This window comes from Microbacterium sp. Y355, from assembly GCF_059445345.1.
On record NZ_JCAIUD010000003.1, the window covers coordinates 1 to 20975 of the forward strand.

General features: G+C 62.7%; 23 protein-coding genes, 1 tRNA gene and 1 pseudogene. 12 read left to right on the forward strand and 13 right to left on the reverse strand.

The features are described from left to right. Positions 1–197 precede the first annotated feature (197 nt). Positions 198–866, forward strand: coding sequence for a hypothetical protein (locus AC1C2O_RS19110; protein WP_495432186.1), 669 nt, complete (start codon positions 198–200; stop codon positions 864–866). 182 nt (positions 867–1048) lie between these two features. Here AC1C2O_RS19110 and AC1C2O_RS19115 read toward each other — a convergent pair whose 3' ends face one another. The 3 genes from AC1C2O_RS19115 to AC1C2O_RS19125 all read right to left on the reverse strand — a co-directional run bounded on the left by AC1C2O_RS19115 (position 1049) and on the right by AC1C2O_RS19125 (position 2863). Further along, positions 1049–1747 (reverse strand): transposase, encoded by a 699-nt coding sequence (locus AC1C2O_RS19115; RefSeq protein WP_495432187.1) that lies wholly within the window; start codon positions 1745–1747, stop codon positions 1049–1051. Then, entirely contained in the window at positions 1748–2194 is a 447-nt protein-coding gene (locus tag AC1C2O_RS19120) for an IS110 family transposase (protein WP_495432188.1), read from the reverse strand. A 252-nt stretch (positions 2195–2446) separates the two neighbouring features. Then, entirely contained in the window at positions 2447–2863 is a 417-nt protein-coding gene (locus AC1C2O_RS19125; RefSeq protein ID WP_495432189.1) for an RNA polymerase sigma factor, read from the reverse strand. A gap of 159 nt (positions 2864–3022) precedes the next feature. Here AC1C2O_RS19125 and AC1C2O_RS19130 point away from each other — a divergent pair, with 159 nt between their 5' ends. Then, entirely contained in the window at positions 3023–3427 is a 405-nt protein-coding gene (locus AC1C2O_RS19130; RefSeq protein WP_495432190.1) for a hypothetical protein, read from the forward strand. A gap of 21 nt (positions 3428–3448) precedes the next feature. Here the strand turns inward: AC1C2O_RS19130 and AC1C2O_RS19135 are convergent, their stop codons facing one another. The 3 genes from AC1C2O_RS19135 to AC1C2O_RS19145 form a co-directional block, all read right to left on the reverse strand. Continuing rightward, on the reverse strand, positions 3449–4156 hold the full coding sequence (locus AC1C2O_RS19135) for a hypothetical protein (protein ID WP_495432191.1): 708 nt from the start codon (positions 4154–4156) through the stop codon (positions 3449–3451). A 909-nt stretch (positions 4157–5065) separates the two neighbouring features. Continuing rightward, positions 5066–5836: a class E sortase gene (locus AC1C2O_RS19140; RefSeq protein ID WP_495432192.1), complete on the reverse strand. Its 771-nt coding sequence runs from the start codon at positions 5834–5836 to the stop codon at positions 5066–5068. Positions 5837–6169: 333 nt separating this feature from the next. Further along, positions 6170–7615 (reverse strand): DUF2079 domain-containing protein, encoded by a 1446-nt coding sequence (locus AC1C2O_RS19145; RefSeq protein ID WP_495432193.1) that lies wholly within the window; start codon positions 7613–7615, stop codon positions 6170–6172. A 302-nt stretch (positions 7616–7917) separates the two neighbouring features. Here AC1C2O_RS19145 and AC1C2O_RS19150 point away from each other — a divergent pair, with 302 nt between their 5' ends. Then, positions 7918–8520, forward strand: a complete 603-nt coding sequence (locus AC1C2O_RS19150; RefSeq protein WP_495432194.1) for an RNA polymerase sigma factor — start codon at positions 7918–7920, stop codon at positions 8518–8520. Positions 8521–8839: 319 nt separating this feature from the next. Next, positions 8840–9346: a hypothetical protein gene (locus AC1C2O_RS19155; RefSeq protein WP_495432195.1), complete on the forward strand. Its 507-nt coding sequence runs from the start codon at positions 8840–8842 to the stop codon at positions 9344–9346. Positions 9347–9661: 315 nt separating this feature from the next. Here the strand turns inward: AC1C2O_RS19155 and AC1C2O_RS19160 are convergent, their stop codons facing one another. The 4 genes from AC1C2O_RS19160 to AC1C2O_RS19175 form a co-directional block, all read right to left on the reverse strand. Continuing rightward, entirely contained in the window at positions 9662–10309 is a 648-nt protein-coding gene (locus AC1C2O_RS19160; protein ID WP_495432196.1) for a hypothetical protein, read from the reverse strand. Positions 10310–10874: 565 nt separating this feature from the next. Further along, positions 10875–11366: a hypothetical protein gene (locus tag AC1C2O_RS19165; RefSeq protein ID WP_495432197.1), complete on the reverse strand. Its 492-nt coding sequence runs from the start codon at positions 11364–11366 to the stop codon at positions 10875–10877. Continuing rightward, entirely contained in the window at positions 11363–11869 is a 507-nt protein-coding gene (locus tag AC1C2O_RS19170; protein WP_495432198.1) for a hypothetical protein, read from the reverse strand. The genes AC1C2O_RS19165 and AC1C2O_RS19170 overlap by 4 nt, the downstream gene beginning before the upstream one ends. 69 nt (positions 11870–11938) lie before the next feature. Continuing rightward, complete coding sequence (locus AC1C2O_RS19175; protein ID WP_495432199.1) at positions 11939–12436, reverse strand: helicase associated domain-containing protein; 498 nt, start codon at positions 12434–12436, stop codon at positions 11939–11941. Between the two features lie 74 nt (positions 12437–12510). Here AC1C2O_RS19175 and AC1C2O_RS19180 point away from each other — a divergent pair, with 74 nt between their 5' ends. The 4 genes from AC1C2O_RS19180 to AC1C2O_RS19195 all read left to right on the forward strand — a co-directional run bounded on the left by AC1C2O_RS19180 (position 12511) and on the right by AC1C2O_RS19195 (position 16639). Further along, positions 12511–12768, forward strand: a complete 258-nt coding sequence (locus AC1C2O_RS19180) for a hypothetical protein (RefSeq protein ID WP_495432200.1) — start codon at positions 12511–12513, stop codon at positions 12766–12768. 356 nt (positions 12769–13124) lie between these two features. Continuing rightward, positions 13125–13649: a hypothetical protein gene (locus tag AC1C2O_RS19185; RefSeq protein WP_495432201.1), complete on the forward strand. Its 525-nt coding sequence runs from the start codon at positions 13125–13127 to the stop codon at positions 13647–13649. An 87-nt stretch (positions 13650–13736) separates the two neighbouring features. Then, a complete protein-coding gene (locus AC1C2O_RS19190) occupies positions 13737–14729 on the forward strand; it encodes a tyrosine-type recombinase/integrase (protein WP_495432202.1) in 993 nt (330 codons plus the stop codon). Next, complete coding sequence (locus AC1C2O_RS19195; RefSeq protein WP_495432203.1) at positions 14726–16639, forward strand: hypothetical protein; 1914 nt, start codon at positions 14726–14728, stop codon at positions 16637–16639. The genes AC1C2O_RS19190 and AC1C2O_RS19195 overlap by 4 nt, the downstream gene beginning before the upstream one ends. 258 nt (positions 16640–16897) lie before the next feature. Here AC1C2O_RS19195 and AC1C2O_RS19200 read toward each other — a convergent pair. Continuing rightward, positions 16898–16971: transfer RNA gene (locus tag AC1C2O_RS19200), tRNA-Pro, on the reverse strand. 106 nt (positions 16972–17077) lie between these two features. Between AC1C2O_RS19200 and AC1C2O_RS19205 the strand changes: the two genes are divergently transcribed. From AC1C2O_RS19205 to AC1C2O_RS19215, 3 genes are read left to right on the forward strand one after another with little or no spacing between them, the layout of a single operon-like run. Then, positions 17078–17662 (forward strand): GNAT family N-acetyltransferase, encoded by a 585-nt coding sequence (locus tag AC1C2O_RS19205; RefSeq protein WP_495432204.1) that lies wholly within the window; start codon positions 17078–17080, stop codon positions 17660–17662. A 23-nt stretch (positions 17663–17685) separates the two neighbouring features. After that, complete coding sequence (locus tag AC1C2O_RS19210; RefSeq protein WP_495432205.1) at positions 17686–18357, forward strand: lysoplasmalogenase family protein; 672 nt, start codon at positions 17686–17688, stop codon at positions 18355–18357. Then, positions 18354–18722 (forward strand): RNA-binding S4 domain-containing protein, encoded by a 369-nt coding sequence (locus AC1C2O_RS19215; protein WP_439285441.1) that lies wholly within the window; start codon positions 18354–18356, stop codon positions 18720–18722. Before AC1C2O_RS19210 ends, AC1C2O_RS19215 begins: the two co-directional genes overlap by 4 nt. 6 nt (positions 18723–18728) lie before the next feature. On the opposite strand, the pseudogene AC1C2O_RS19220 reads toward AC1C2O_RS19215, so the two are convergent. Continuing rightward, positions 18729–19220 (reverse strand): annotated as a pseudogene (locus AC1C2O_RS19220) (NUDIX domain-containing protein); the annotation flags it as partial. A gap of 80 nt (positions 19221–19300) precedes the next feature. Between AC1C2O_RS19220 and AC1C2O_RS19225 the strand changes: the two are divergent. Further along, on the forward strand, positions 19301–19858 hold the full coding sequence (locus tag AC1C2O_RS19225; RefSeq protein WP_495432206.1) for a nucleosidase: 558 nt from the start codon (positions 19301–19303) through the stop codon (positions 19856–19858). Here AC1C2O_RS19225 and AC1C2O_RS19230 read toward each other — a convergent pair. Continuing rightward, positions 19855–20928: a Glu/Leu/Phe/Val dehydrogenase family protein gene (locus AC1C2O_RS19230; protein ID WP_495432207.1), complete on the reverse strand. Its 1074-nt coding sequence runs from the start codon at positions 20926–20928 to the stop codon at positions 19855–19857. The genes AC1C2O_RS19225 and AC1C2O_RS19230 overlap by 4 nt on opposite strands. Between the last annotated feature and the right edge of the window lie 47 nt (positions 20929–20975).

Here is a 20975-nt window from a genome sequence, read left to right on the forward strand (position 1 = left end):
CGCGTCCAGTCCATCCCAGAACGCTAAACGAACACCCAACGGCGACAATGGTCGAACCATCGAGAACACCCCGCAGAACTCAGGGCGTTGCGCTCACCGCTTGAACTCGCCACCCATGGAATATGCGACAGGCTGCAGCATTTCGAGACTGCCGCCTGGTTCGCTCGCCGCCAATCGACTGACGTAGCGTGTAATACATGCCCGCCAGCTCTAGTGACGAAGAACTCAACGCGCTATTGGCCCTCGCATACTCTCCTGAAGCGCGCGGCCTTTCGCTCGACGAGCAAGCCCGCTTGAAAGAGCTGCAAACGCCTCGCGCGACGGACGATCCGCAGAGTTCCGAGGACGAAATCGACGAGATGCCCGAGGCGGAGGCACACCCTCACCCAGTGGACTCGGCGTCCACGTCCAGGGTGTTCGGGTGGCGCGGGCTGCTGTCTGCCGCCGCCGCATGTCTAGTGCTGGGCGGGCTGGTCGGTGGGTTCGTGGGGGCGCTGAACCCGTCTTCGCCATATCTAAGCCCGGACGAGATACTGGCCACTTACGGCAGTCAGTTCACCAGCGAATTGGCGATCGAGCCCCCCTCGGACGTCGATTTCGATTCGGGGTCGCTGTTCCTTTCGACTGTCATTAACGACAGGCCCGTCTGGATCGGAACGCAGGATGAGGGCAAGAGTACCTGCATGTACGTCGACTTCGGGGTCCCCGGTGCCAATGCTGGAGCCTGTCTCGAGGCTGCAACTGTGGGCAGTATCGGGGCCACCTCAAACAATCCCAAGCTATCCCCGGAAGATCGCGGAACCTACACGCTCATGATCTTCGAGGATGCTTTGCCCTTTGTAACGTATGCACCGCCCACGCCGTAGATCAGGCGGATTGGTCCTGTGCAGTTTCACGAGTCGCTGCGTGCGTATTCCTAGAGCGAAGGGCACCGAAGCCTCGCGGAGAGTGTCTCGTAACCTCGGTGTCTGACGCGTAGATGCATCGGTGAGTGGGCGCGGTGAGGGTCCCGGTCACGTTGCTGGTGCCGGGTCGTTGGTCGTGGTGCTCAGGCTGCGAGGTGTGCCCGGTAGGGCTGGGCGTGGCTGAGGATGTGCCAGATCGCAACGAGGAGTGAATGTTCGATCGCGACGAGCGCGCGAAATGGTCCGCGGCGCGCGGCCAACCGCTTGTAGCGGTGTTGGAAGAACGATCCGTTCGTGCGTGACGCTGCCATCGCGGCGATTCCGAGCGCGCCCTTGAGGTGCGCGTTCCCAGCGCGGGTGTGAGATTGCTTCGATATGCCAGCGGACTCGTTCTGGCCCGGACATACCCCTGCCCAGGATGCGAGATGCGCAGGGGTTTCGAACATGGTCATGTCTGCGCCGATCTCGGCGAGGATGTTCGCGGCTCCCGTGATGCTGATCCCGGGAATCGTCGCGATCAGCTCTCGTGCGCGCGTCAGATCGTTTTCCTCGATGAGTTCATCGATCATTGTGTCGAGCGCGTGGACGTGCGCATCAAGCAGGTCGATACGATCCAGATGCAGGCGCGTTAAACCACCATGATGCGGGGTGAACGTCCCTTGGAACGCCAGGCGGAGTTGCTCGGTCTTCGCGCACAATCGGCCTTGGGCGAGATCTGCCAGAGCGGTGACATTGGTCTCTCCTGCGATGAGTGCTTCCAGAAACGCCCGCCCCGACGCACCGAGCGTGGCCGAAGCCACCGAGGTGTACTTGATGCCGGTGGATTCGATGAGCTTCTCCAACTACTGGATCTCGCGGGTCCGCTGTCGGCTCAGCCCGGTGCGTTGGCGGGTCAGATCCCGCAACCGACGGATCGGCCACGGCGGGACGAACGATCCCCGCACCAGACCGTGCGCGCCGAGCTCGGCCAGCCATTGCGCGTCCGAGACATCCGTCTTCCGGCCCGGGAGGTTCTTCGCATGCCGGGCGTTGACGAGCATCAGATTCAGATGCCCCTCGAGGCCGTAGTAGTAGGGCTTCCAGTAGTCGCCGGTCGCTTCCATCACCACCAGGGTGACCTGTTCGACGAGCAGATGATCTCGCAACGCGACGATGTCGTGACCCATCGCCCCGTGCACCGAGATATGTTTCGCATACGTGCCACGGCGGGCACCGGGTGCCCGGACACAGACCTTCGCATCACGTTTGGAGATATCCATCCCCGCGCAGCGTTCGTGAATGGCTTCCATGATCGTTCTCCTTCCATCACCATTGAGGAAGGGCGGTGGCCGTGACAGGCGAGATTGGGCAAAAAAGTGGAATCTGACGCACGTGCTCTGAAGGCAACACTCCACGAATCCCTGCGACTATCCCGCTGACCAGGCTCATAAACGGGCTCTACGACACCAAAGACACAACGGCCGTGGCATCACGACCACCACCCACAGTCTCCAGCGTCCACCGAACCCGTCACCTCGGCAAGGCACCCGACGCGCAAGCATCTACGCACCACCAAGAATGGGCGCCACAGGCGCGCCTGATCGCTCATAACCTCGGTGTCGCGTAACCCATGGGTCTTGCGACAGCGAGGCTATGAGACAGGTCGGCAGCCTCATCAACAGGCCGAGTGGCGTCGTCTTGCGCTCAGTTCTTGGTCTGCGGTGCGAGGCGCGAGTCAAGACTGGCTCGGAGGTCGCGTTGGCTGCTTGATAGCGACTGCGTGCGGTTGAACTCGGGATGCCACAGACCTGGGCCGCTTCGACGAGTGTCAACCCGTCCCAGTGAATCAGTCGCAACAGTTCCGCGTGCTCTGGGGCGAGACGGTTCAGCGCATCGCGGATCTCGATACCTGCGTCTGCGGCTGGTGCGGTCGCGGCCGTGCGGCTGGTGAGATCTCGCAATTTGCTGGCGAGTCTCATCCGTCGGCGTCCGCTGCGATCAGCGTCGCCCTCTTCCTGTCTTGAATGGGCAACGTCGAGTCCGCCGCAGCACGAAAGGCATTCGGCGGTCTCTCATAACCTCGGTGTCTCGAAACTCATAGGAAATGCGACAGGCAGCAGCCTGTCAAGCTAGGGGCCATGTCGTATAGACCGGTTCTCGCGGTACCGGCGCTCATCCTCGTTGGGGCAGCCGTGGCCGGTTGCGCGCTCATCGAAAACTACAGGTTGCTGACGCTCGAGATGGTGGTGGAAGCTGAGTACGAACCGGATGTCAGTACTAATCCTCGAGACGTTACTGCGGAACGATGCGGAACGACCTTGGACTGCGTCGAGGCCTATACGACCACCGAAGCGTCTTACTACAGGTTCGGCAGTCGTGAACGCGCCGCCGAATACGCCGCGACCGTGGATGATGGCTTCGTCGTCCACTACATCGTGATGGATTTTGCGGGCCATGACGCGCCTAAAGAACATCAGCAGTGGGCTATGGAAGGTCTCGCCGGAACGTGGCAGGACTACGAGGGCGCCGTCCCCGAGCGGTAGCGACGCACTTTGGCGGAGACATTATTGCTCGTCTGGGGCGTTCTTCGGGCCGCTGGTGTCCCAGTGCTCGCCGCCCGCTCGGGCAGTGCGGACGGCGGAGGCCCACATCTCTCCGTCGATTATGCGCGCCCGAGCCCGAAGGTCGCCGGCCCATTTCCACGCCTCCGGGTCTCCCATCATGATCGGCGTCTTCGACCGGATCCGGTCAGACACTTCCTGCAGCCAGCCCTCGTATGGATCAGTCCTGATGAAATAACCGAGGCTGTGCTGATCATAGGCATCGGCATAGGTCCTGTGGAGCACGCGTTCGTGCTCAATCCTGCGGGCCTCGTCGACGGACATAGGCCACCACTCGGCGCGCGGAAGGTCGTCGATGAGCGACTTGTCGTCAGTGTGTCCAACCGGGGCATCGGGTGCTTGCGCTATCGCCTCGCCGAAGTCGATGCGCCAGGACGGTCCAACGCGGGTGATCCGCGTCGGCCTGGTCCAGGGCGTGTGCCGAGCGCCGTGCGTTTCCGGGGGCTTTTGTATATCGGGGTTGCCCCGCTCCGGCAGTCCGCCGTACCCGAGCGGCGCGGTCGGCGGCCAGTAGAACTCCAGTGGTGCATCGTTGGCGACGTTCAGGTCCGCGACCGCCCAGCCGCGGGCGACCAGCTCTGCCCGGACGTCGCGACCAAGCAGACGCCAGCCTTCCTTGTGAATGCGGATCTCGTCATCAGCTGACGTCATGCGCGCTCACTCCAGCCGGCGTCGTGAGTTCGACCCCATGGGCGGTCATGATCATCGAGGACGGTGCTCCCACCTGCCCACCTCCTGCCGCACGTCGGGCACGAGATATTCCAGTCATCGGATCCGCGGATCTCGATCATCCGGCCGATATTATCTCCGCTCGATGGGCACCATGTCTTTAGATCTTCCTCCTTCTGAAGGATTGCTACCTGGATCTCGACGAAGGACGGCTCGTGGTCATCACGGTGATTCATAGCAGCACACTACGAGGGGCCGCTGACATCGCTGTCAAACGCTGGTCTGCGAACGCATTCAGACCAGGAGCTTGGGCCGCTGAAAGATCCGCGCTCTCACCGAAGGCCTGGCACGAACGTGTTTCATCGCCGATCTGTTTCGCATCCCATGGGATGCGAAAAGGCCGACTCGAGGTTTACTCGGTGAGATTCCTGCGATTAAGTGGACAGATGAAGGAGCCCATGTACAGCGAGTCTTCGAACAACCGACCGGGTGAGCCGCTTCGCTCGTGGCTTGTGTTCACAGAGGTCGCGGAGCATGACGCGCGTTCAGTGCTTGCTTTCTCCGGAGCGCACGATGCTGTCGCGCGAATTATCGCCCAAGCACCTTTGTCGTTGGAAGATCAGGTGGCCCTCGGAAGATTGAACTCATTCTGTGTTGCGCAATGGTACGAGCCTGTGGTGACTATGCTTCGGGAGCCGCACATCGATCCTGCTATAGCGCAATTCTTCGAACCACTCCTCGCGGACGTGTAGACATGCGCGCGGCGCTTCTGCTCCGACGCGCTGGGAGCCGTGCTAACTCAAGCGACTCGCAACCTGCCTGTCGCAAAACGCATGAGTTTCGAGACCCTGAGGTATGCGACGAAGCCTCGTCGTCCGATGCCCATTCGTGCTAGGAAGATCCATCGGTTAGGGACGTGGGCGGACCCTCAGCTCTTGGTTGGAATGCTTCAAAGACGCCATACGCCACGATGCGCTCGGCGAGCGAGCCCAACGGAGAACATGCGGTGAGGGTGATGTAGCGATCGTCGGTCTGCATCTCGGGCATTTGGGGTACGTCGAAGAGCACGTCGACCTCGGATGGCTTGACGTACTCCAGGTTGCGGAAGCGGTACGTGTACCAGCCACCTTGAGTCTCGACAACAATCGCGTCATTCAACTTCAGCCGGTCGATATTCCGGAACGGCATCCCCCAAGTTGTGCGGTGCCCGGCCAGCGAGAAGTTACCGATCTCTCCCGGCATCTTTGACTGGGTGTACACGCCGATGCCGATGTGGTCCAGTGTGCGCGAACGTGTGGTGCCGCCAGCGATCGCCACGTTGTACTCCGGTCCGAACCGCGGAACGAGCATGCGTGCGAACTCTTCAGCGTCGGCAGGGTGAGGGAGGATCGGAGGCTCGTAGTGCGTCTCGCTATCGTCGGACTCGATGAGAGGCGGCGGTTCAGGGGCCGGCGCTTGCTCCCAAGCTTCGGAGATCTCTGCACCTTCCCGATTGTGCTGGGCGCTGATGATGATGTCGCCGATCCACATCTGCCAGGACACGAACAGCAGAACGAGCACACCCGCAGTCAGCAGCAATTCTCCGAGCACGCTGGCGAATGTCGCGCGAGCGGGACTAGGACGGCGCTGGCGTCTTGTATCGGACACAGCACGCGCGGTCATGGGGAGATCCTATCCACCCACCTCCCAAACATGTGGCGGCTAGTTATACCGTCTCGAAACCTATGGGTTAAGCGACAGGGAGGGTATGAGAAACCGCGCGCCATGGCGAGCTGAAGCTACTCGAGTGTGAGCGTGTCAATCTCGGGCCAGGCCTCGTAGCTCACTTCGATGACGACTGGGTTGACGGTGATCTCCTCCGGCAGCTCAAACTCGTGCGTTGTGGGTGCCATATCGGCGGTGCAGGGATCATTGGGTGAAGGCTCGAACGTTACAGCGATACGGTCCGTTCCCTCGGTGGGGGTGGTCGGGATGTGAAAGGTGCTGTCGCCGGGATCAGCGTGACACGCTCATGCAGGCGAGTTCGTAGTCACCCGCTACTTGAATGATCGTGTAGTCGACGTTTTCATGGAGTATGTCGGCGACGCCCAGCACGTCGCCCCATTCGTCTGGGGTGCCGCCTCCCGCGCGGTTGATCAGAATGCAGTCCGGTACGGGGTTCGTGTTGCCGATCCAGTAGACATCATGGTCGTCGACGAGGTAGCTCATGAGCCCGATATCAGTCTCCACGCTCGCCCCATCAGGAATGCCCTCGAGGATCGTCGCGGCAGCCTCCGCGCGGTCAGGTCGCGCCCATGCGCCGGGATCAGCGAGAACAGCGAGGGGCAGGTGTGGAAGCAGCATTGTGGCGACGGTGATCGCGATGGCCGCGCCGTGCATCGCGTAGGAGCGCAGCCATGCCCATCGGCTGGTGGATGCGCGATTGATGGCGTCGAGGAGGATGGCAAATGCAATGGGCATGAGCACGGCACTGTAGTGCCAGGTCGGACCCCAGTAGCCTTCGTTGGTGGACAGGAACCGCCATGCGAGCGTCGGGACGAGGACCAGCGCGAGCGGTGACCGGAGGACGAGACCCGCGGTGGTGACCAGGATGAGCGCGAGGGTGTGGCCTTTCTCCGGGTCTAATAAGCTGCCGGGGTCAGCGAGCAGCCCGCCGGGATTGGCGTTCGCGGCGTAGGCCCAGGTGCCTTCCGGGTTGAGCGCCGGCAGGACTAGGAGCGTGGCGATGGCAAACCACCCCAGCCCCCATATAGCCAGCCAAAGGGGTCTCGGGGAGCGGGAGAGGTAGGCGATGAGCAGCCCGATCGCCATGACGGTCAGGCCGAGGTCTTCTTTGACGAAAACCAGCGGCGCCGCCCAGATCATCGCCGCCGGCCAGCGGCGTTCCAAAACCGCGCAGAGCGTGCCGGTAAGCAGAGGTACCGCGAGGGCGACCTCGTGGAACTGTGCCTCGGCGGCGTATTGCAGCCCCCAGCTCAGCCCGAACGCCGCGCCGAGCAGGGCACCGCCGACTCGTGTGCCAAGCCGGCGAGACGCGACGGTCGTGATCATGCCTGCGGAGACGCCGAAGCAGACGGCTTGAATCACCAGAAGCGTGAACGCGTGCGGGAAGATCGCGAACACAGGCGCGAGCAGGACCAGCAATGGATGGAAATGGTCGCCGAGAAGGTTGTACCCGTCGCCCTTGACGTTCACGATCGGCGGTTGGAACCCTGCGTAGCTCTGCAGGAGCTGGGTGAAGATGCTCAAGTCCCAGGACTTCACGACGAGCTGGTTCCACTGCCAGGCCGCGTAGAGGATGTACGCGGTCATCACGACGGCGGTGACCCCGAGCGGGATGATCCACGCGATCGGCGCTTTCCTGTTGGATGCCGGCTGCATCGAATCCTGCTCTCCCCAACGGACTGATAGCCGCAGTGGGGTGTAGTCAGTCGAAACCATGACGGAAGTATATGGGTCGAATGTCGCTGGCAAGCCCACCCGGGAGGCGCGAGAATCTCCATGCGGGCTCTACGAGCATCGCGTGTTTGGTTCAGGGTCTGCTGCATCCGCAGTCACCACCTGATCGAGGTTGTGGTCATGACAGTGTCTCGAAACCCATGGGTTGTGCGACACCGAGGTCGGGAGACAGATCGAGCGGCGCGCGTGCGCCAGCCAATCGTCGGTGCAAACGGATCGCGCGGCCTCGGAAAAAGATGTGACGCTTACGTGAAGCAGAATCGGGTGAATGAGGAATACCTATTGTGAGCACCGATAGTGAGATTCTCCGACGCGCGGAGCAGACCCCCGGGGTGTTCGCTGAGCTGTTCGATCGGCATGCTCCCGTAGTCGAGTCCTTCCTTCGGCGACGGCTTGGCGCGGACGCGGCGGAAGATGCGCTGAGTGACACCTTCCTCGTGGCTTTTCGTCGGCGCTCGTCCTTTGATCACACGTGGGAGTCGGCGCTTCCCTGGCTTCTCGGCATCGCGTCGCGGATCGCGGCGAAGCATCGCGCGACAGAAGCAAAACACTGGCGTGCGGTGGTCGCCGCAGCAGCACGCAGTCAGCACACGACGGGTGGTGGTGTTGAAGAAGCCGGCGCGCGGATGGATGCGGCTTCAGCTGTCAAGGTGTTAGCGCCGCAGATCGCTGCGCTCTCGCCGAAGGATCGTGAGACGCTGCTCCTCTTCGCGTGGCAGTCACTCACTCCTGAACAAGTCGCGCAGGCGCTGTCAATTCCGGTGGGGACCGTCTGGTCCAGGCTGCATCGGATCAGACGCAAGCTCAGCGGGGCAAGCTCAGTGGTCGTGGACGAGATTTCAATTGAACGGGAGGTAGACGATGGAACTGTCACAGCTGGTGCGTGAGATTGATAATGATCCCGATCCGCACGCACCCGAACGAATTTCGCGCTCCCGCTCGAAGGTCCTTCGATCGATCTCGCATACGCCGGCACACGGAAATCGCAGACGACGCGTCGCATTCGCCCTCACGGGTACAGCAGTCGTCGCGGCCGCCGTGCTGGCACTCGTCGTCGTAACCGTCAACCTGACCCCTTCGGGATCCGGGTCTCCGGTCGCGTCACGGTCCGTTCAGACATCCGGGGCTCCCTCAGCCGGGGAGTTGGTCGGCAGCTGGGGCTCACTGGGGTTCGATGTGGAGCCTGTGGCCGAGGTGTCCGAGCTCATGGAATTCTCCCAAGCTGGTGTTATCGGCGAGGTTGCCGGATATACACAGGGTGAGCTGGCCACGAATGACCCGCTGGGTGCGGGTGCTTACTTTCCGGTGCTTCTACAGATCGACCAGGTAGAGGTCGTCGCCGGCGATTTACCGGCGACGGAGACGAGCGTATTTATTACTCTTCCCGGCACGGCCAGCCCTGAGGAATATGCACAGCGCGTTCCAGCGGGAACCCCTGTCGTGGCCTATCTCAACGACATCACATCACTGGACGGAGAGGTGGGGATGACGCTGGTGACGGGAGCACCGGCAGGTGAAACCATATACACAGTCACGCACCCATCCGGTCTTGCCTTTGAGTTCAGCGACGGCGATAAGAACGATGAATCGCCCATCTCGTCCGAGGACGTGATGCTTGTGTTCCCATTTATGGCTGGGGTGGCTCACGGCATGGGTGTTTCACAGTTGGTCCCCGGAGAGCGGGTTCCTGTGCTGCTTGACTCCCGGGGTTGACACATGATGCTCATGTTGCGAGCAGCCTGCGCAGCATCGATTCCCATCGCAGCGTGAACCTCGTGAACTCTGATGGTCCGCCTCTTCAGAGCCCTTCACAGGTCGACGCTTCCACCTGTGGGCCACTCGTATACTAATCACTTGCGGTTCAGGTCTCGAATCCTAGGCGTCTCACAACCTGTGGGTTATGAGGCAGAGAAGTTTCCGGGACAGTCGTTTCAGCGAAACTGGCCCTGCTACACGAGCGGGTGGAAACCAACTTTGGGCGGATGGCCGTATACAAGAGCAGTGGTTTCGAGGAACCGATCAACCGGCTCACTCCTCTGGGGAGCTGTACACGACGACGGCATCACCATCTTCATCAAGCACGAACCGCAGAGCAGTTCCGCCGGTAAAGGCCTCTTGCAGTTCCTCAGGTGAATCAGAACTCACTTTCAGCACGAGGGAAGCCGGAAAAGAATTCCCACCGCATCCATCAAGGAAATTCATCACCAAAGTGCGGTCTGTCGTGTTCGGGATGTTGGATGACACAGCCATGCACTCCTGGGCTGCCTCTGTCGAAAACTTCCTTGTGGCAACCGAGATGTCCAGTCCATAAAAGTTTTCGAAACCTCGCGCGTCAGCAAACCCTCCATTAGCGGGGAAGGACGGCGACTCGATCCACGAGGGGTCCTCCTGCAATACCGATACTTGCTCGACCCTCGTTGTTGGCCAACCTGTCTCCGCCTGCGCGCGCGAAATCACTGCGTTCGACACCACAGCGGTGCCGACGATCGCGAGAAGTACAGATGCGGCCCAAATGGCCGGCACCGATAACCGGCGTCGTGAATACCCCGTTGATGATGCAACCGAACGAGCATCGTCCGTCGCAGGCGCCTCCAACAACACTTCTTGCACCGGGTGTGCCGGGGTCTCGTCAGCAGTCTGATCGACTGGTGTCGTACGCCGCTCAAGATCCTGCAACCGTCGAACGGCAGCGGCGTCCGTATGGATATCCGCTCCGCGTCCGTATGCACGTGCGCGAAGCGCTCGAAGCTCCACATCGCTGTCGTCAGTCATCTACATATGATGGGCCATCGTTCGCGGTGCGTTGAGCAAGGGCGGGCGAGCGTCGAATATCCGTCCACCGTGTGGCATCACTTCGCGCGGTTTATACGGGCAATTCGTCCATGGCTTGCTGGCTTCCTCCGCACTGCTCAGAGCCGTCGATTCGGGTCCAGTCGACTTCCACGTAGCCCTCGTCGACGACCGCTCCGTTCCAATCCATCAGCCGGTACCCATCGTTGGCTCACCGCCAAGAATGAACGTCGCCTGCCACCCGTCTTGGCTCGATCCGCTCATATCCTGCAGGTTGGTATCGTTCGGTTCGTGTGTGGCGCCGATCTGCACGGGCTCCATCGAAGGCACGGGGACGCATCTCGGCTCGATGTGTCACTCCCAGACAACCAGTGAGCGGCGCGGTCGAGCGAGACATACCGCCGCTCGCCCCGGTCTGGGGTGCCCGAGTTAAACCCTTCTGTGAGGTAGATCAGTCCCAGCTGAGGTCCAAGATTCGTTGGCAGACAGCTTCTGCGCTTCTACCTGTCAGTAGCCATCCGCGCGGAGACGTGCCATCGAAAACCTCGACATCAGTCATGAAACGTGCGATATCGAGCGGGTGGAAGTCGCGAGGGAACACACGCAGGACGTCACCGATACCGGGCAGGATGCCTCCGGCATCATCCATCTGCCACTCGGGGAACACGAGTTCACCAGTTGATATCGACGCGCAGGCTAGCTCACCAAGCCGCTGGTGTTCTTGAACCTGCGCTCGAGTCATACCGATGCGTGCAGCGAGGACGTCCGTCGTCAGCCACGTTCGGAGTTCCGCCTCGATCCTGACCGCTGATTCGAAAAAGTACTCGTGATTGCGGCGTTGCGCCTCCGGAGAGAACAGGCTTTCGCTAATCCCGGCCGCGCGCAGAAATGCCCGTTCCTCGGCGGACAGGCTAACCTTCGGCCCGCTGGGCTTCTCTGTCATAGCTTTCCTCCGGTCAAGGGCTCATCGCCCACGCGTCGGAGCATTCCGCCCCGCACTTCGCGGAGTACCCGTAGCGATACCGCCGATTCAGGGAATCGCACCGTGCCGTGCGCTTCCCGAGTCGCGAACGGAGCGAGCTGCTCGATCCGATCGGCGTACGTGATCCACGCAGCATCCGCCGTGAACACAAGCAGGTCGCTCTCGGAGGTGGCCGGCAGGCTGACGTCCAGGGTCGCAATTTGGAGCACGGTATTCACCTCCGTCGTGCGCGCCGAATGATCTGCGCCGTCAAGGCGGGCGATGTCACCTGGGCGGACATCGTCGATTCGTACGGGAGTGAACCGTGGCTGTTCGGCTCGCGCGTTCGACACCGCGTTGAGTCGTTGCCATTCGCCCCGCCCTGGCGCGACCAGACTCCCTGACCGGAAGGTCGTGGTCTTGCGCCACCGCCCGTCCAGCACCAAGTAGACGCCACCGCTGGTGACCCATGCGTATCCCTGCACGTACTTCTCCTTCGTTGGAGCTTGAACGTATGGCGGGCCTGCTTACCCGCGCCGGAGAAACTGCGAACGTCAGGCGGTCAGCACTCTCACCACGTACTCCAGCATCTCCTGCCGCTCGGGCGACAGCCGGTCTGCGTTGACGGCAACGCACTGACGTGAGTACCAGTGCGCGAGCGCACCTTCTTCAGCATCGCCGGTGCGCACCCTCGGCATGCGGCCATGAGTGCGGATGAACGTGCGGAGTTCCTCTGCCCGTTGTTCCCACTGCGTCCCCCGCGGGTCCCAGTCCCACCCCGGCAGTTCCTCAAGTTGCCGGCGTCGTTCCTGGCTCAAATGGAGAGCCCCTCGCTGACGAGTCACCCACGCCAGAACAGCAACGTCACATTCCGTGGCCGTGCGCGGCAGACGTCCCAGCCGATGCGCAATCGCCGCGAGCTGGTCGTACCGCACCTGCCACGCGATATCGCGGCGCGGCCCACCGCTACGCGGGCGGTCGAACCCGAACTCCACTCCAACAAGACGTCCCATAGAGACGACATGCGCGGTCTCGTCATAGATCTGTGTCATCGCGCGGATCGCATCTTCTCCAGCGCCGTAACCGAGTCATTCAATACGGTGTCGACCTGATAGCTGGAGGCATCATGAGATTCACCATCACCACGCTCGTCACCGTCGACGTCACCGATGTCAACGCACTCGTGAGCGCCGCGATCCATTCCGTGAGCACGAGCGACCGCGCTGCGTCCGACCTGGCGTTCCCGGTCGCCGGGCTTGCCGATAAGGTCGCATCGGCGGCGTTGACCGAACTGGCGTATCCGCCCGCCATCATCGACGGCTACGCCGGCGTGACCGTCCGGTCCGCAGTTGTCGGTTCCGTCCTTCCCCACTCGTGCACATGACTGCGCGGACGAATCGTGACCCTGCGGGGCCGGACATGGCACACTCCTTCACGCCTGTAAAAGCTTTGCCCTACTGGAGTCTCCTCGAGCCGGTAGTCACGCAAGCAGTAGGAGCAGCCTCACAACGCTCGGGTCGTGACACGGGCTCGCTGTATCCGCCAGCAACCGCCTTCGTTCTCTGGGCCTGGCAGTCCCGCGGCGTGGATCTCACAGGCACGGGCATGTTTCGGCGTCGACTCATCGAAGAATTCGTCCATCGCGGGATGGACGAATACAGCCGGGGTAGCAGAGCCACCTACCGGGCATCCCTGATGACAATCGCGGACGCAGTGACCCCTCCTTGGGACGTCCCTTTCATGATTCCCCGGTCAGCACCCACCGCGCCATATTCAGTGAAGGAGGTCGCGACACTCACCAGCTGGGCGAGCTCTCAGGGCAACGCCGAGCGTCGCCTCGACGCACGAACACTTCTCGCTCTCGGTCTCGGCGCCGGGCTCACCGCGATAGAGCTCCTCAGCGCACAAACCCGCGATCTCATCTGGCAAGACGGTGCGCTATCCGTTTTCGTGCGGCAATCGCGTCCCAGGTTGGTCCCGGTCATTCCACGTTGGACAGCGGCCCTGTTGGATGTGCGAGCGCGCAATGGCCCCGAACTGTGGGTATTCCGACGAGGACGACAGGGAGTGAGATCGGCCCAGATCACAGACTTCCTCCACCGGCACCATCGCACCGACCTCGACGTTCGCCCCGTCCGTATGCGCACCACATGGCTCGTGGCACACCTCGCCGCAGGCACGCCCCCGCAGGATCTGCTCCAAGTTTCCGGCTTGAAGAACCTGGCAGCACTGGACCGACTCACGCCATTCCTCACCAAGCGGTAGCCGCCGGACATCCGGGCCAGCCCCACGGGTTCGTCCGCGACACGCCGACACAACGCATGTCGTCGACTCGCCTCGTACATGGCGAGCATGACCACCCACACCACTCGGAACGACGTTCACCGTGACGCCGGCCAGTTCGCTCATCTTCTTTCGCTGTATCCCGAAATCCCCGATCACGTCTGGCACATCATGCTCACTTATCGCCCTCATGGCTCCGCCGTGGCATGGCACGCGGTGCGCGAGTTCACTCTGGCCAGCGCCATGGCGATGCGTCCGGTGACTTACGACCAGACCCGACGGCTGATGACCATGACCGCGCGTTTCCACATTTGGGCATGGATAACCGGGATCCGGTCTCTCAGCGTCGGTGACGTCTACACCCAGCGACGCATCGACCGCTACGTCAAATCGGAAATGCGCGATCGTTCCGAAACCCATCGCTGGGGCACATCTCGTCAGCTTGTCGCCGTCGGCCGCGCACTCACGACGAGCACCCTGAAGGCTCTCACCGCTCCAGATTTCGCTGACCCCTCGCCCTTCAACGCGCGCGAAATCGCGACCATGCACAGTTGGGCGCGATCGCTTCCCACCAGTCACAAGCGACAGAATGCATCCGTTCTCCTCGGGCTCGCCGGCGGCGCCGGACTGCGCCCCGAGGAAATCATTGACGCGCGCGTTGGCGACGTGGAGCTGGATAGCGGCCGCGTGTTCGTGACCGTTCAAAGCACTCGCGCCCGCCGTGTCCCTGTCCGCCACGCGTGGGCACAGGTCCTCCTCCATGGGCTCACCGGCCGGAGCAACCCGGATGAGCCTCTCTTCCGCGGATACCGATTCCCTGAGTACCCGCCGAGACTGATCCAGACTTTCCTCTCCGATCACCCTGCACCCGTTCGCCCCACTGCGACACGCCTGCGTTCGACATGGATCATGCACCACCTCAGCCACGGCGTCCCGCTCCATGTTCTCAAGGAGGTCGGCGGCTTCCGCTCCTACGTCGCGCTGAACCGCTATGTCGAAATCCTCCCGGCCCCAGACCTCAACGCGTTCACTGGCCTGCTCATCGGGGAGGAAATCGCATGACCCTCCCCGCCTTCCACCCTCCGCGGGAGATCGATCTCGGAGAACTAACCGCGACCGAAGTCGTCGCACGTGGTCGAAATCTGGCCATTGTCGACGATGCGAACGTCACGCTAGCCGCGTCACGAGTAGAGAAATCCGGGGTCCTCGCCCTTCTCGAACGGTGGCAGCGCGAAGACGGCGCCGGTGAAGGCATGGGCGGGCGCCCCGCAATCATTTCTTACCACGCCATCCTCACCGCCCTGCTCCTACTCGCGCACGAAAGCGCACCCATGCACCTACGCCGCGCAGCACTGCTACTTCAGCACCGGCTCAGTCCCGCCGCACGCGAACTGCTCGATCTGCCGACCTCTCACACCAGCTTCGCCACCCACATCGCCTCAAACCGACGCTGGTACGACAACACCGTTCGCGCGTTCCAGCGTATGAACTCACTGCTCGATCCCTTTCCGCACGAGCGATACACCGCCAAGTCGTACGAGCAAATTCAACAGGTACTCAACGACCACGACACCGTCCGTGAACAGAAACACGCTGCCCGGCTGCGCGACTTCACGCAAGCCTTCGTCCGCATGACCTTCTTCCTGCAGACAAGGGACGTGCGGCGAGCGAGCAAGCAAATGGATGTCTCGTTCGATCAGACCTACATCGGAACCCCAAACCCCAAGGGGTACTCGAAAAAGAACCTTCCGGAGAGAATTGCTGCAGAAAAGAAAGCGAAGCATCTCGGCGAGCTGTCGCCGGGGCCGGTAGACGCGTTCGCCGGCTGGCACGCGAAGACCGGCGAACGTGGTGATTACGCGCGAGGTGAGAAGGGTGAAATCACCCCCGCATCGGGGAAGAAGGTCCACACGGACTACTCGTGGGGTTGGGTGGAGAACCTTGCCGTGCGCGTGGATGCCGAAGCACCGTCGTCGCGCCGGTTTCCCGCACTCATCGTCGCCGCCAGCCTCAGCCTGCCCAACGTCGAAGTGTCCGAAGAGGCCGTACACCTTCTACGCTCCACGCTCAGCTTCGGGCTCGAGCCGGGCGTAGCGGACGCCGACAAACAGTACTTCGCGAACGCACTCCCGTCTCGCCTGCTCATTCCCACGCTCGACGCGGGGTTCACGCCTTCCACCGACTACCGGAAGGACAGGCTCGGAATCAAAGGCGGCGCTCACGGCGCGCTCTACGTGGAAGGAGACGTCTTCTGCCCTTCTACCCCAATGCCGTTGCTCACCGCCAGCGAGGAAATTCGGGATAGCATCATCGACGTGCAGACCTACCGTGCACGTATTAAGGAACGCCAAGCCTTCCGCCTGCACGTCAAGCAAAAGGCCAACGCGCGCGGGAAGACCATCCTTCGATGCCCCGCCCTCGGCCTCAGCCCGACGGTGACATGCCCGCTGCGGGAGCTCATGAAGAACGCCACGCCGAAGTCTCGACCGCACGTGGAACCCGAAACGACCGATGAAGAGTTCCTCGACACGATCTGTCGCAAACACTCCGCATCATTCGACCTCACCGAGATGAAGAGCCCCGCGCAAGCCTTCGACTACCAGTCCGAAGAGTGGGAAGAGTTCCACGACCACGCCCGCAACACCATCGAATCAGAGAACCAGCAGCTCAAAGGCGCCGGCGACGAAGACATCGCGACCGCCGCACGACGCAGGGTACGCGGTTTCAGCGCAGCCCAGATCATGATCACCATGCTGATCACCAACCACAACATCCGGAAAATCGCCGCGTTCCTCAGCGACCGCCATAGAGACCGCAACACCACCGCGGACTCGGGGCCGCAAACTCGCCGCCGACGCGACCGCGTCTGGGCGAACCCGTACACCAGCACGACCGGCGACGGCGACCTCGTCGTTCCGCGCTCTCGTGCCGATGCCACCCCGGCGACGCTCAGCCCACCTCAACGCACGTAGGCGGCACCGCCCCGCTCCAGCCGAATACCAGCCCGGCACGCCCGTTCTTCTTCGAGAACGCCCCGCACCACCCCGTCGGTTCAACGCGCCCGAAAACGCACCACCCAGACGTTCAACAGCTGCGCGGCACCCCGGGACCCACCGATGATCGACACCGACTGCTGAACACAACGAAAAAGGGCCGGATTCTGTGAGATACAGAATCCGGCCCTTTTTCATTTGACCGTTGTGCAAACAGTTTTGCCAACAGCCCATCGGTCGGGCTGACAGGATTTGAACCTGCGACCCCCTGACCCCCAGTCAGGTGCGCTACCAAGCTGCGCCACAGCCCGTTGTCTTTCGCTCACGCGGAGGCAACTCCACTATCTTAGCCGCACGGCGACGCCTTCGCGAACCGGCCTATTGCCCGTGTCCCACTCCCGGCGTAGCCTGCCCTGCATGCCACAGATCACAACCGCGCTCGCCAGTCCCGAGATTTGGGAAGATATCCAGCACGCACTGACCGGAGGTGGCGACGGTCGCAGTTGCCAGTGCGTCTGGCCGGTGCTCACGAACAAAGACTGGCAAGACACAACGCTCGATCAACGCACGGCGCTGTTCCAGCACGAGATCGCCACAGGCCCTCCTCCCGGGCTTGTCGCATACGTCGACGGCGAGGCGTCCGGGTGGATTCGCATCGGGCCACGCCCCGCCCAGCGGCGCCTCGCCCGCACCCGCAACATCGTCACCACAACGCGCGAACCACTCGATGACGACACGGTTTGGGCCGTCACCTGCTTCGTCGTCCGAAAAGAGCATCGTGGCCAGGGTCTGAACGCCACGCTGCTGAAGGCGGGCGTTGAGTTCGCCCGTGCGTCCGGTGCTCGCGTCGTCGAGGGCTATCCGATCGACACCACCACCACCGAGGTCCGCGTCAACGATTTGTACCACGGCGCACTGTCAACGTTCCTCACGGCCGGATTCACCGAGGTTCCCAGCACGAAACCGGGTCGCCCACTGGTGACCCTCAGTCTCAAAACCTGACGACGCCGATCTACGATGGAGGGATGCAGCGCCGCACCTTCCGTCGAACATCCCTGCCGTGGTCGTTCGCTCCATACATCGTCATGTCGATCGTGCATGTCACGGCGCTCGCTCTGCAAAGCGACCTCGCCGCCCCGACCAAACTTTGGTTGATGCCGCTACTCACGCTCCCAGTGCTGGTCTCACTGCGACTTCGCCCGTCAAGTGCGATCGCTCTCCTTCTCGTGGCAGTGGCTCTCTCATGGATCGGCGATGGCGCCGGAACATTCTTCCCCGGTGGCCCCGAATTGCCCCTCATGCTGCTGTTCTTCGGCCTCGCGCACATCGCATACATCGTGCTGTTCGCCAGGGTGATACGCGTACGACGGATGCCATGGTGGGCGCTCGTCTACGCCGCCTGGTGGATCGCCATGATCGCCGTCCTTGGACCACACACCGGCCCGCTGCTGATCGCTGTCGCCGCCTATGGAGTCGTACTCGGCGGCACCGCGGCATTTTCCACCCGCTGCCACCCGCTCGTGATCTGGGGCGGAATCTTCTTTCTCACCAGCGACACGATTCTTGCATTTCGCCTCTTTATCCCTGACGCCATGCCTGAGTGGACCAGCCCTCTCGTGATGCTCACCTATACGCTCGGTCAAGGACTCATCGTCGCCGGAGCACTGGTGACGATACGAGCAAGGAGAACGACATGACGGATGCTCCGGTGCGGGTGGATAGCTGGCTCTGGGCCATCCGCGTCTACAAGACCCGCTCCGCCGCCACCACCGCATGTCGCGCTGGGCATGTGCGCGTCAACGGCGACAAGGTCAAGGCCGCGCAGACCGTGAAGCCGGGCGATGAGCTGCGCGTACGCATCAGCGGCTTCGACCGCATCCTCTTCGTGCGCAAGACCCTCGTGAAACGCGTCGGCGCACCGGTCGCGGCACTCGCCTACGACGAACGCACTCCCCCACGCGAACCGCAGGCTGCTCTCGGCCTCCGTGATCGCGGCGCGGGCAGACCGACCAAACGCGAACGCCGAGACATCGACAAGCTGCGCGGACGCGACGAAGACTGATCAGCCCAGCTGGTCGCGCAAGCGCGGCCACGCATCAGCGAACCCCGGATGCAGCGGCCGGTCAGCGACCTCGTCTACCGGAACCCACTCCAGCGCCACGCTCTCCGGGTCGCTGATCACCGGTTCGAACGGTGTGACCACGTCAGCGACGACTGTCGTATACGACCAGATCTTCAGATCCAGCACGCTTGTGAACCGCGGCAGCACGGCGCCTTCGGGAACGCCGGCCTCCTCGGTAGCCTCACGCAGCGCTCCATCGATCGCCGACTCACCCTGGTGCAAGGCACCACCCGGCAGGCCCCAAGTTCCTCCGAAATGACTCCAGCTCACGCGGTGCTGCAGCAATATGCCACGATCGGCATCCACCGCCAGCAGACCCGCCGCACCAAAGCGACCCCAGTACCGCTCCCCCGTATCGGCGACAACCCAGGCATCGCCGGGATCGCGCGGGCCCTCGGGGCGTCGCGGTTCACCAGATGCAGGAGGCACTATCGTCACCCCTCCAGCTTTTCACAGCATTCGCCATATCGGCGCACCGTCCGACAAGTGACGTAACGCGGTTCTGAAAGAATGGAACCGTGAAACTTCTCGTCGCCGCTCTCGAATCCGAACTCGTCGCCTTCTCCGACCCTCTGGACGGGTTCGACCGCCTGGTGACGGGGCCCGGAAAGCTCAAAGCCACCTACGGCCTGACTCGCGTGCTCGATGCCAGCGCATACGAGGAAATCCTCGTGGTCGGCACTGCGGGCGCCCTCGATCCTGAGTTAAACGCAGGTGTGTACGACATCAACGCGACCTTCCAGCACGACGTCGTCGACGAAGAGGGCGTTCGGGGCCAGCATGTGTCGATGCCCCAACAGATCACCCTCAGCGAAGGCGACGCCGTCATCGCTACCGGCGACAGCTTCATCGACGACGCCGAGACCGCGGCGTTGATCCTCGGCCTCGGCGGCAAGCTCGTCGATATGGAGTCCTACGCATATGCCTGGGTCGCGGCCCAGTTCGGCGTGCCGATCCGCATCTGGAAGGCGGTCTCCGACCGGGCGCAGGACGATGCGAACACCACCTGGAACGACGCGGTCACGGCGTGCAGCCACCAGCTGCGCGACCGGTTCCGCGAGGAATACGGCGTCTAGCCTGGCACTGGCGCCGCAGCCCCGGCGCGCAAGCGCGTAGCGGCGAGTTCCTCTGCCGCGGCGAGCGGTGTGATGTCACGCTCAGCAGCATCCGCGAGAATCGTCCGCACCGTATCGCCGATCTGCGCCACACGATCCATGATCTCCGCGCGGGTGCCGAGTTGCTTCGCCACATGATCGAGATAGATGACCCCGCCGGCGTTGACGACGAAGTCCGGGGCATACAGAATGCCGCGCGATGCCAGCCGATCCGCACCGCTGTGAGAAGCGAGCGGATTGTTTGCGGGCCCGCAGACCGCTGAAGTGTCGAGCGCATCGATGACGCCATCCGTCAGCAGCCCGCCGATTCCGGCAGGCACGAACACGTCAGCCGGCACGAGGTGCTCCGTACCCGGGTCCACCCATCGCGCCCCCAGCTCTGCGGCGAGATGCATACGCGCGGGGTTCACATCCGTGACCGTCAAGACTGCACCTTCGGCGGAGAGCCGAACGGCGAGGCGCCCTCCGACCTGACCGAGGCCGGAGATCGTGATCCGGCGGCCCGCGACATCGGCAGTTCCAGTGACACGCTCCAACACGGCGCGCAGCGACTCGTAGACACCAAGGCTCGTAGGCCCAGCCGGCTCACCCGACCCCCCGACGGCGTCCGGAAGACCGACCACGTGCGCGGTGCGCTCGCTGACCACCGCCATGTCTTCGGTCGTCGAACCGACGTCTTCAGCCGTCCGATAAAGACCGCCGAACGATTCAACCGCGTCGCCAAGATCGAGGAACGCATCGCGACGCCGCTCAACATCCAGAACGGTGCCGAGTTCGAGTCCGATGACGGCCTTGCCACCACCGGCATCCAGACCGGCCGTCGCATTCTTCAGCGTCATCGCCGCGGAAAGGCGCAGAGCATCACCCAACGCATCGCTCCAGTGCGGGTAGGTCCACAGCCGCGCACCGCCGAGCGCAGAGCCGAGCACAGACGAATGCAGGGCGACAGCAATGAAGAGGCCGCTGCGCCGACCGGTGATCACCTCCACACGTTCGTGGGTGAACTCAGGCAGGGGCAGGGTGTGCATCATTGCATCCTCTTTCGGCGGGCCTTGTGGGCACAGAAGGTGGATGCCGC

Bases quoted from the DNA above. Each gene is read 5' to 3' on its own strand.
- AC1C2O_RS19230 (WP_495432207.1), bottom strand. From the start codon at position 20,928: ATGATGCACACCCTGCCCCTGCCTGAGTTCACCCACGAACGTGTGGAG.
- AC1C2O_RS19205 (WP_495432204.1), top strand. From the start codon at position 17,078: ATGCCACAGATCACAACCGCGCTCGCCAGTCCCGAGATTTGGGAAGAT.
- AC1C2O_RS19120 (WP_495432188.1), bottom strand. From the start codon at position 2,194: ATGGAAGCCATTCACGAACGCTGCGCGGGGATGGATATCTCCAAACGT.
- AC1C2O_RS19195 (WP_495432203.1), top strand. From the start codon at position 14,726: ATGACCCTCCCCGCCTTCCACCCTCCGCGGGAGATCGATCTCGGAGAA.
- AC1C2O_RS19145 (WP_495432193.1), bottom strand. From the start codon at position 7,615: ATGGTTTCGACTGACTACACCCCACTGCGGCTATCAGTCCGTTGGGGA.
- AC1C2O_RS19110 (WP_495432186.1), top strand. From the start codon at position 198: ATGCCCGCCAGCTCTAGTGACGAAGAACTCAACGCGCTATTGGCCCTC.
- AC1C2O_RS19175 (WP_495432199.1), bottom strand. From the start codon at position 12,436: ATGACACAGATCTATGACGAGACCGCGCATGTCGTCTCTATGGGACGT.
- AC1C2O_RS19140 (WP_495432192.1), bottom strand. From the start codon at position 5,836: ATGACCGCGCGTGCTGTGTCCGATACAAGACGCCAGCGCCGTCCTAGT.
- AC1C2O_RS19210 (WP_495432205.1), top strand. From the start codon at position 17,686: ATGCAGCGCCGCACCTTCCGTCGAACATCCCTGCCGTGGTCGTTCGCT.
- AC1C2O_RS19215 (WP_439285441.1), top strand. From the start codon at position 18,354: ATGACGGATGCTCCGGTGCGGGTGGATAGCTGGCTCTGGGCCATCCGC.
- AC1C2O_RS19135 (WP_495432191.1), bottom strand. From the start codon at position 4,156: ATGACGTCAGCTGATGACGAGATCCGCATTCACAAGGAAGGCTGGCGT.
- AC1C2O_RS19125 (WP_495432189.1), bottom strand. From the start codon at position 2,863: ATGAGACTCGCCAGCAAATTGCGAGATCTCACCAGCCGCACGGCCGCG.
- AC1C2O_RS19190 (WP_495432202.1), top strand. From the start codon at position 13,737: ATGACCACCCACACCACTCGGAACGACGTTCACCGTGACGCCGGCCAG.
- AC1C2O_RS19185 (WP_495432201.1), top strand. From the start codon at position 13,125: ATGATTCCCCGGTCAGCACCCACCGCGCCATATTCAGTGAAGGAGGTC.
- AC1C2O_RS19180 (WP_495432200.1), top strand. From the start codon at position 12,511: ATGAGATTCACCATCACCACGCTCGTCACCGTCGACGTCACCGATGTC.
- AC1C2O_RS19130 (WP_495432190.1), top strand. From the start codon at position 3,023: ATGTCGTATAGACCGGTTCTCGCGGTACCGGCGCTCATCCTCGTTGGG.
- AC1C2O_RS19155 (WP_495432195.1), top strand. From the start codon at position 8,840: ATGGAATTCTCCCAAGCTGGTGTTATCGGCGAGGTTGCCGGATATACA.
- AC1C2O_RS19165 (WP_495432197.1), bottom strand. From the start codon at position 11,366: ATGACAGAGAAGCCCAGCGGGCCGAAGGTTAGCCTGTCCGCCGAGGAA.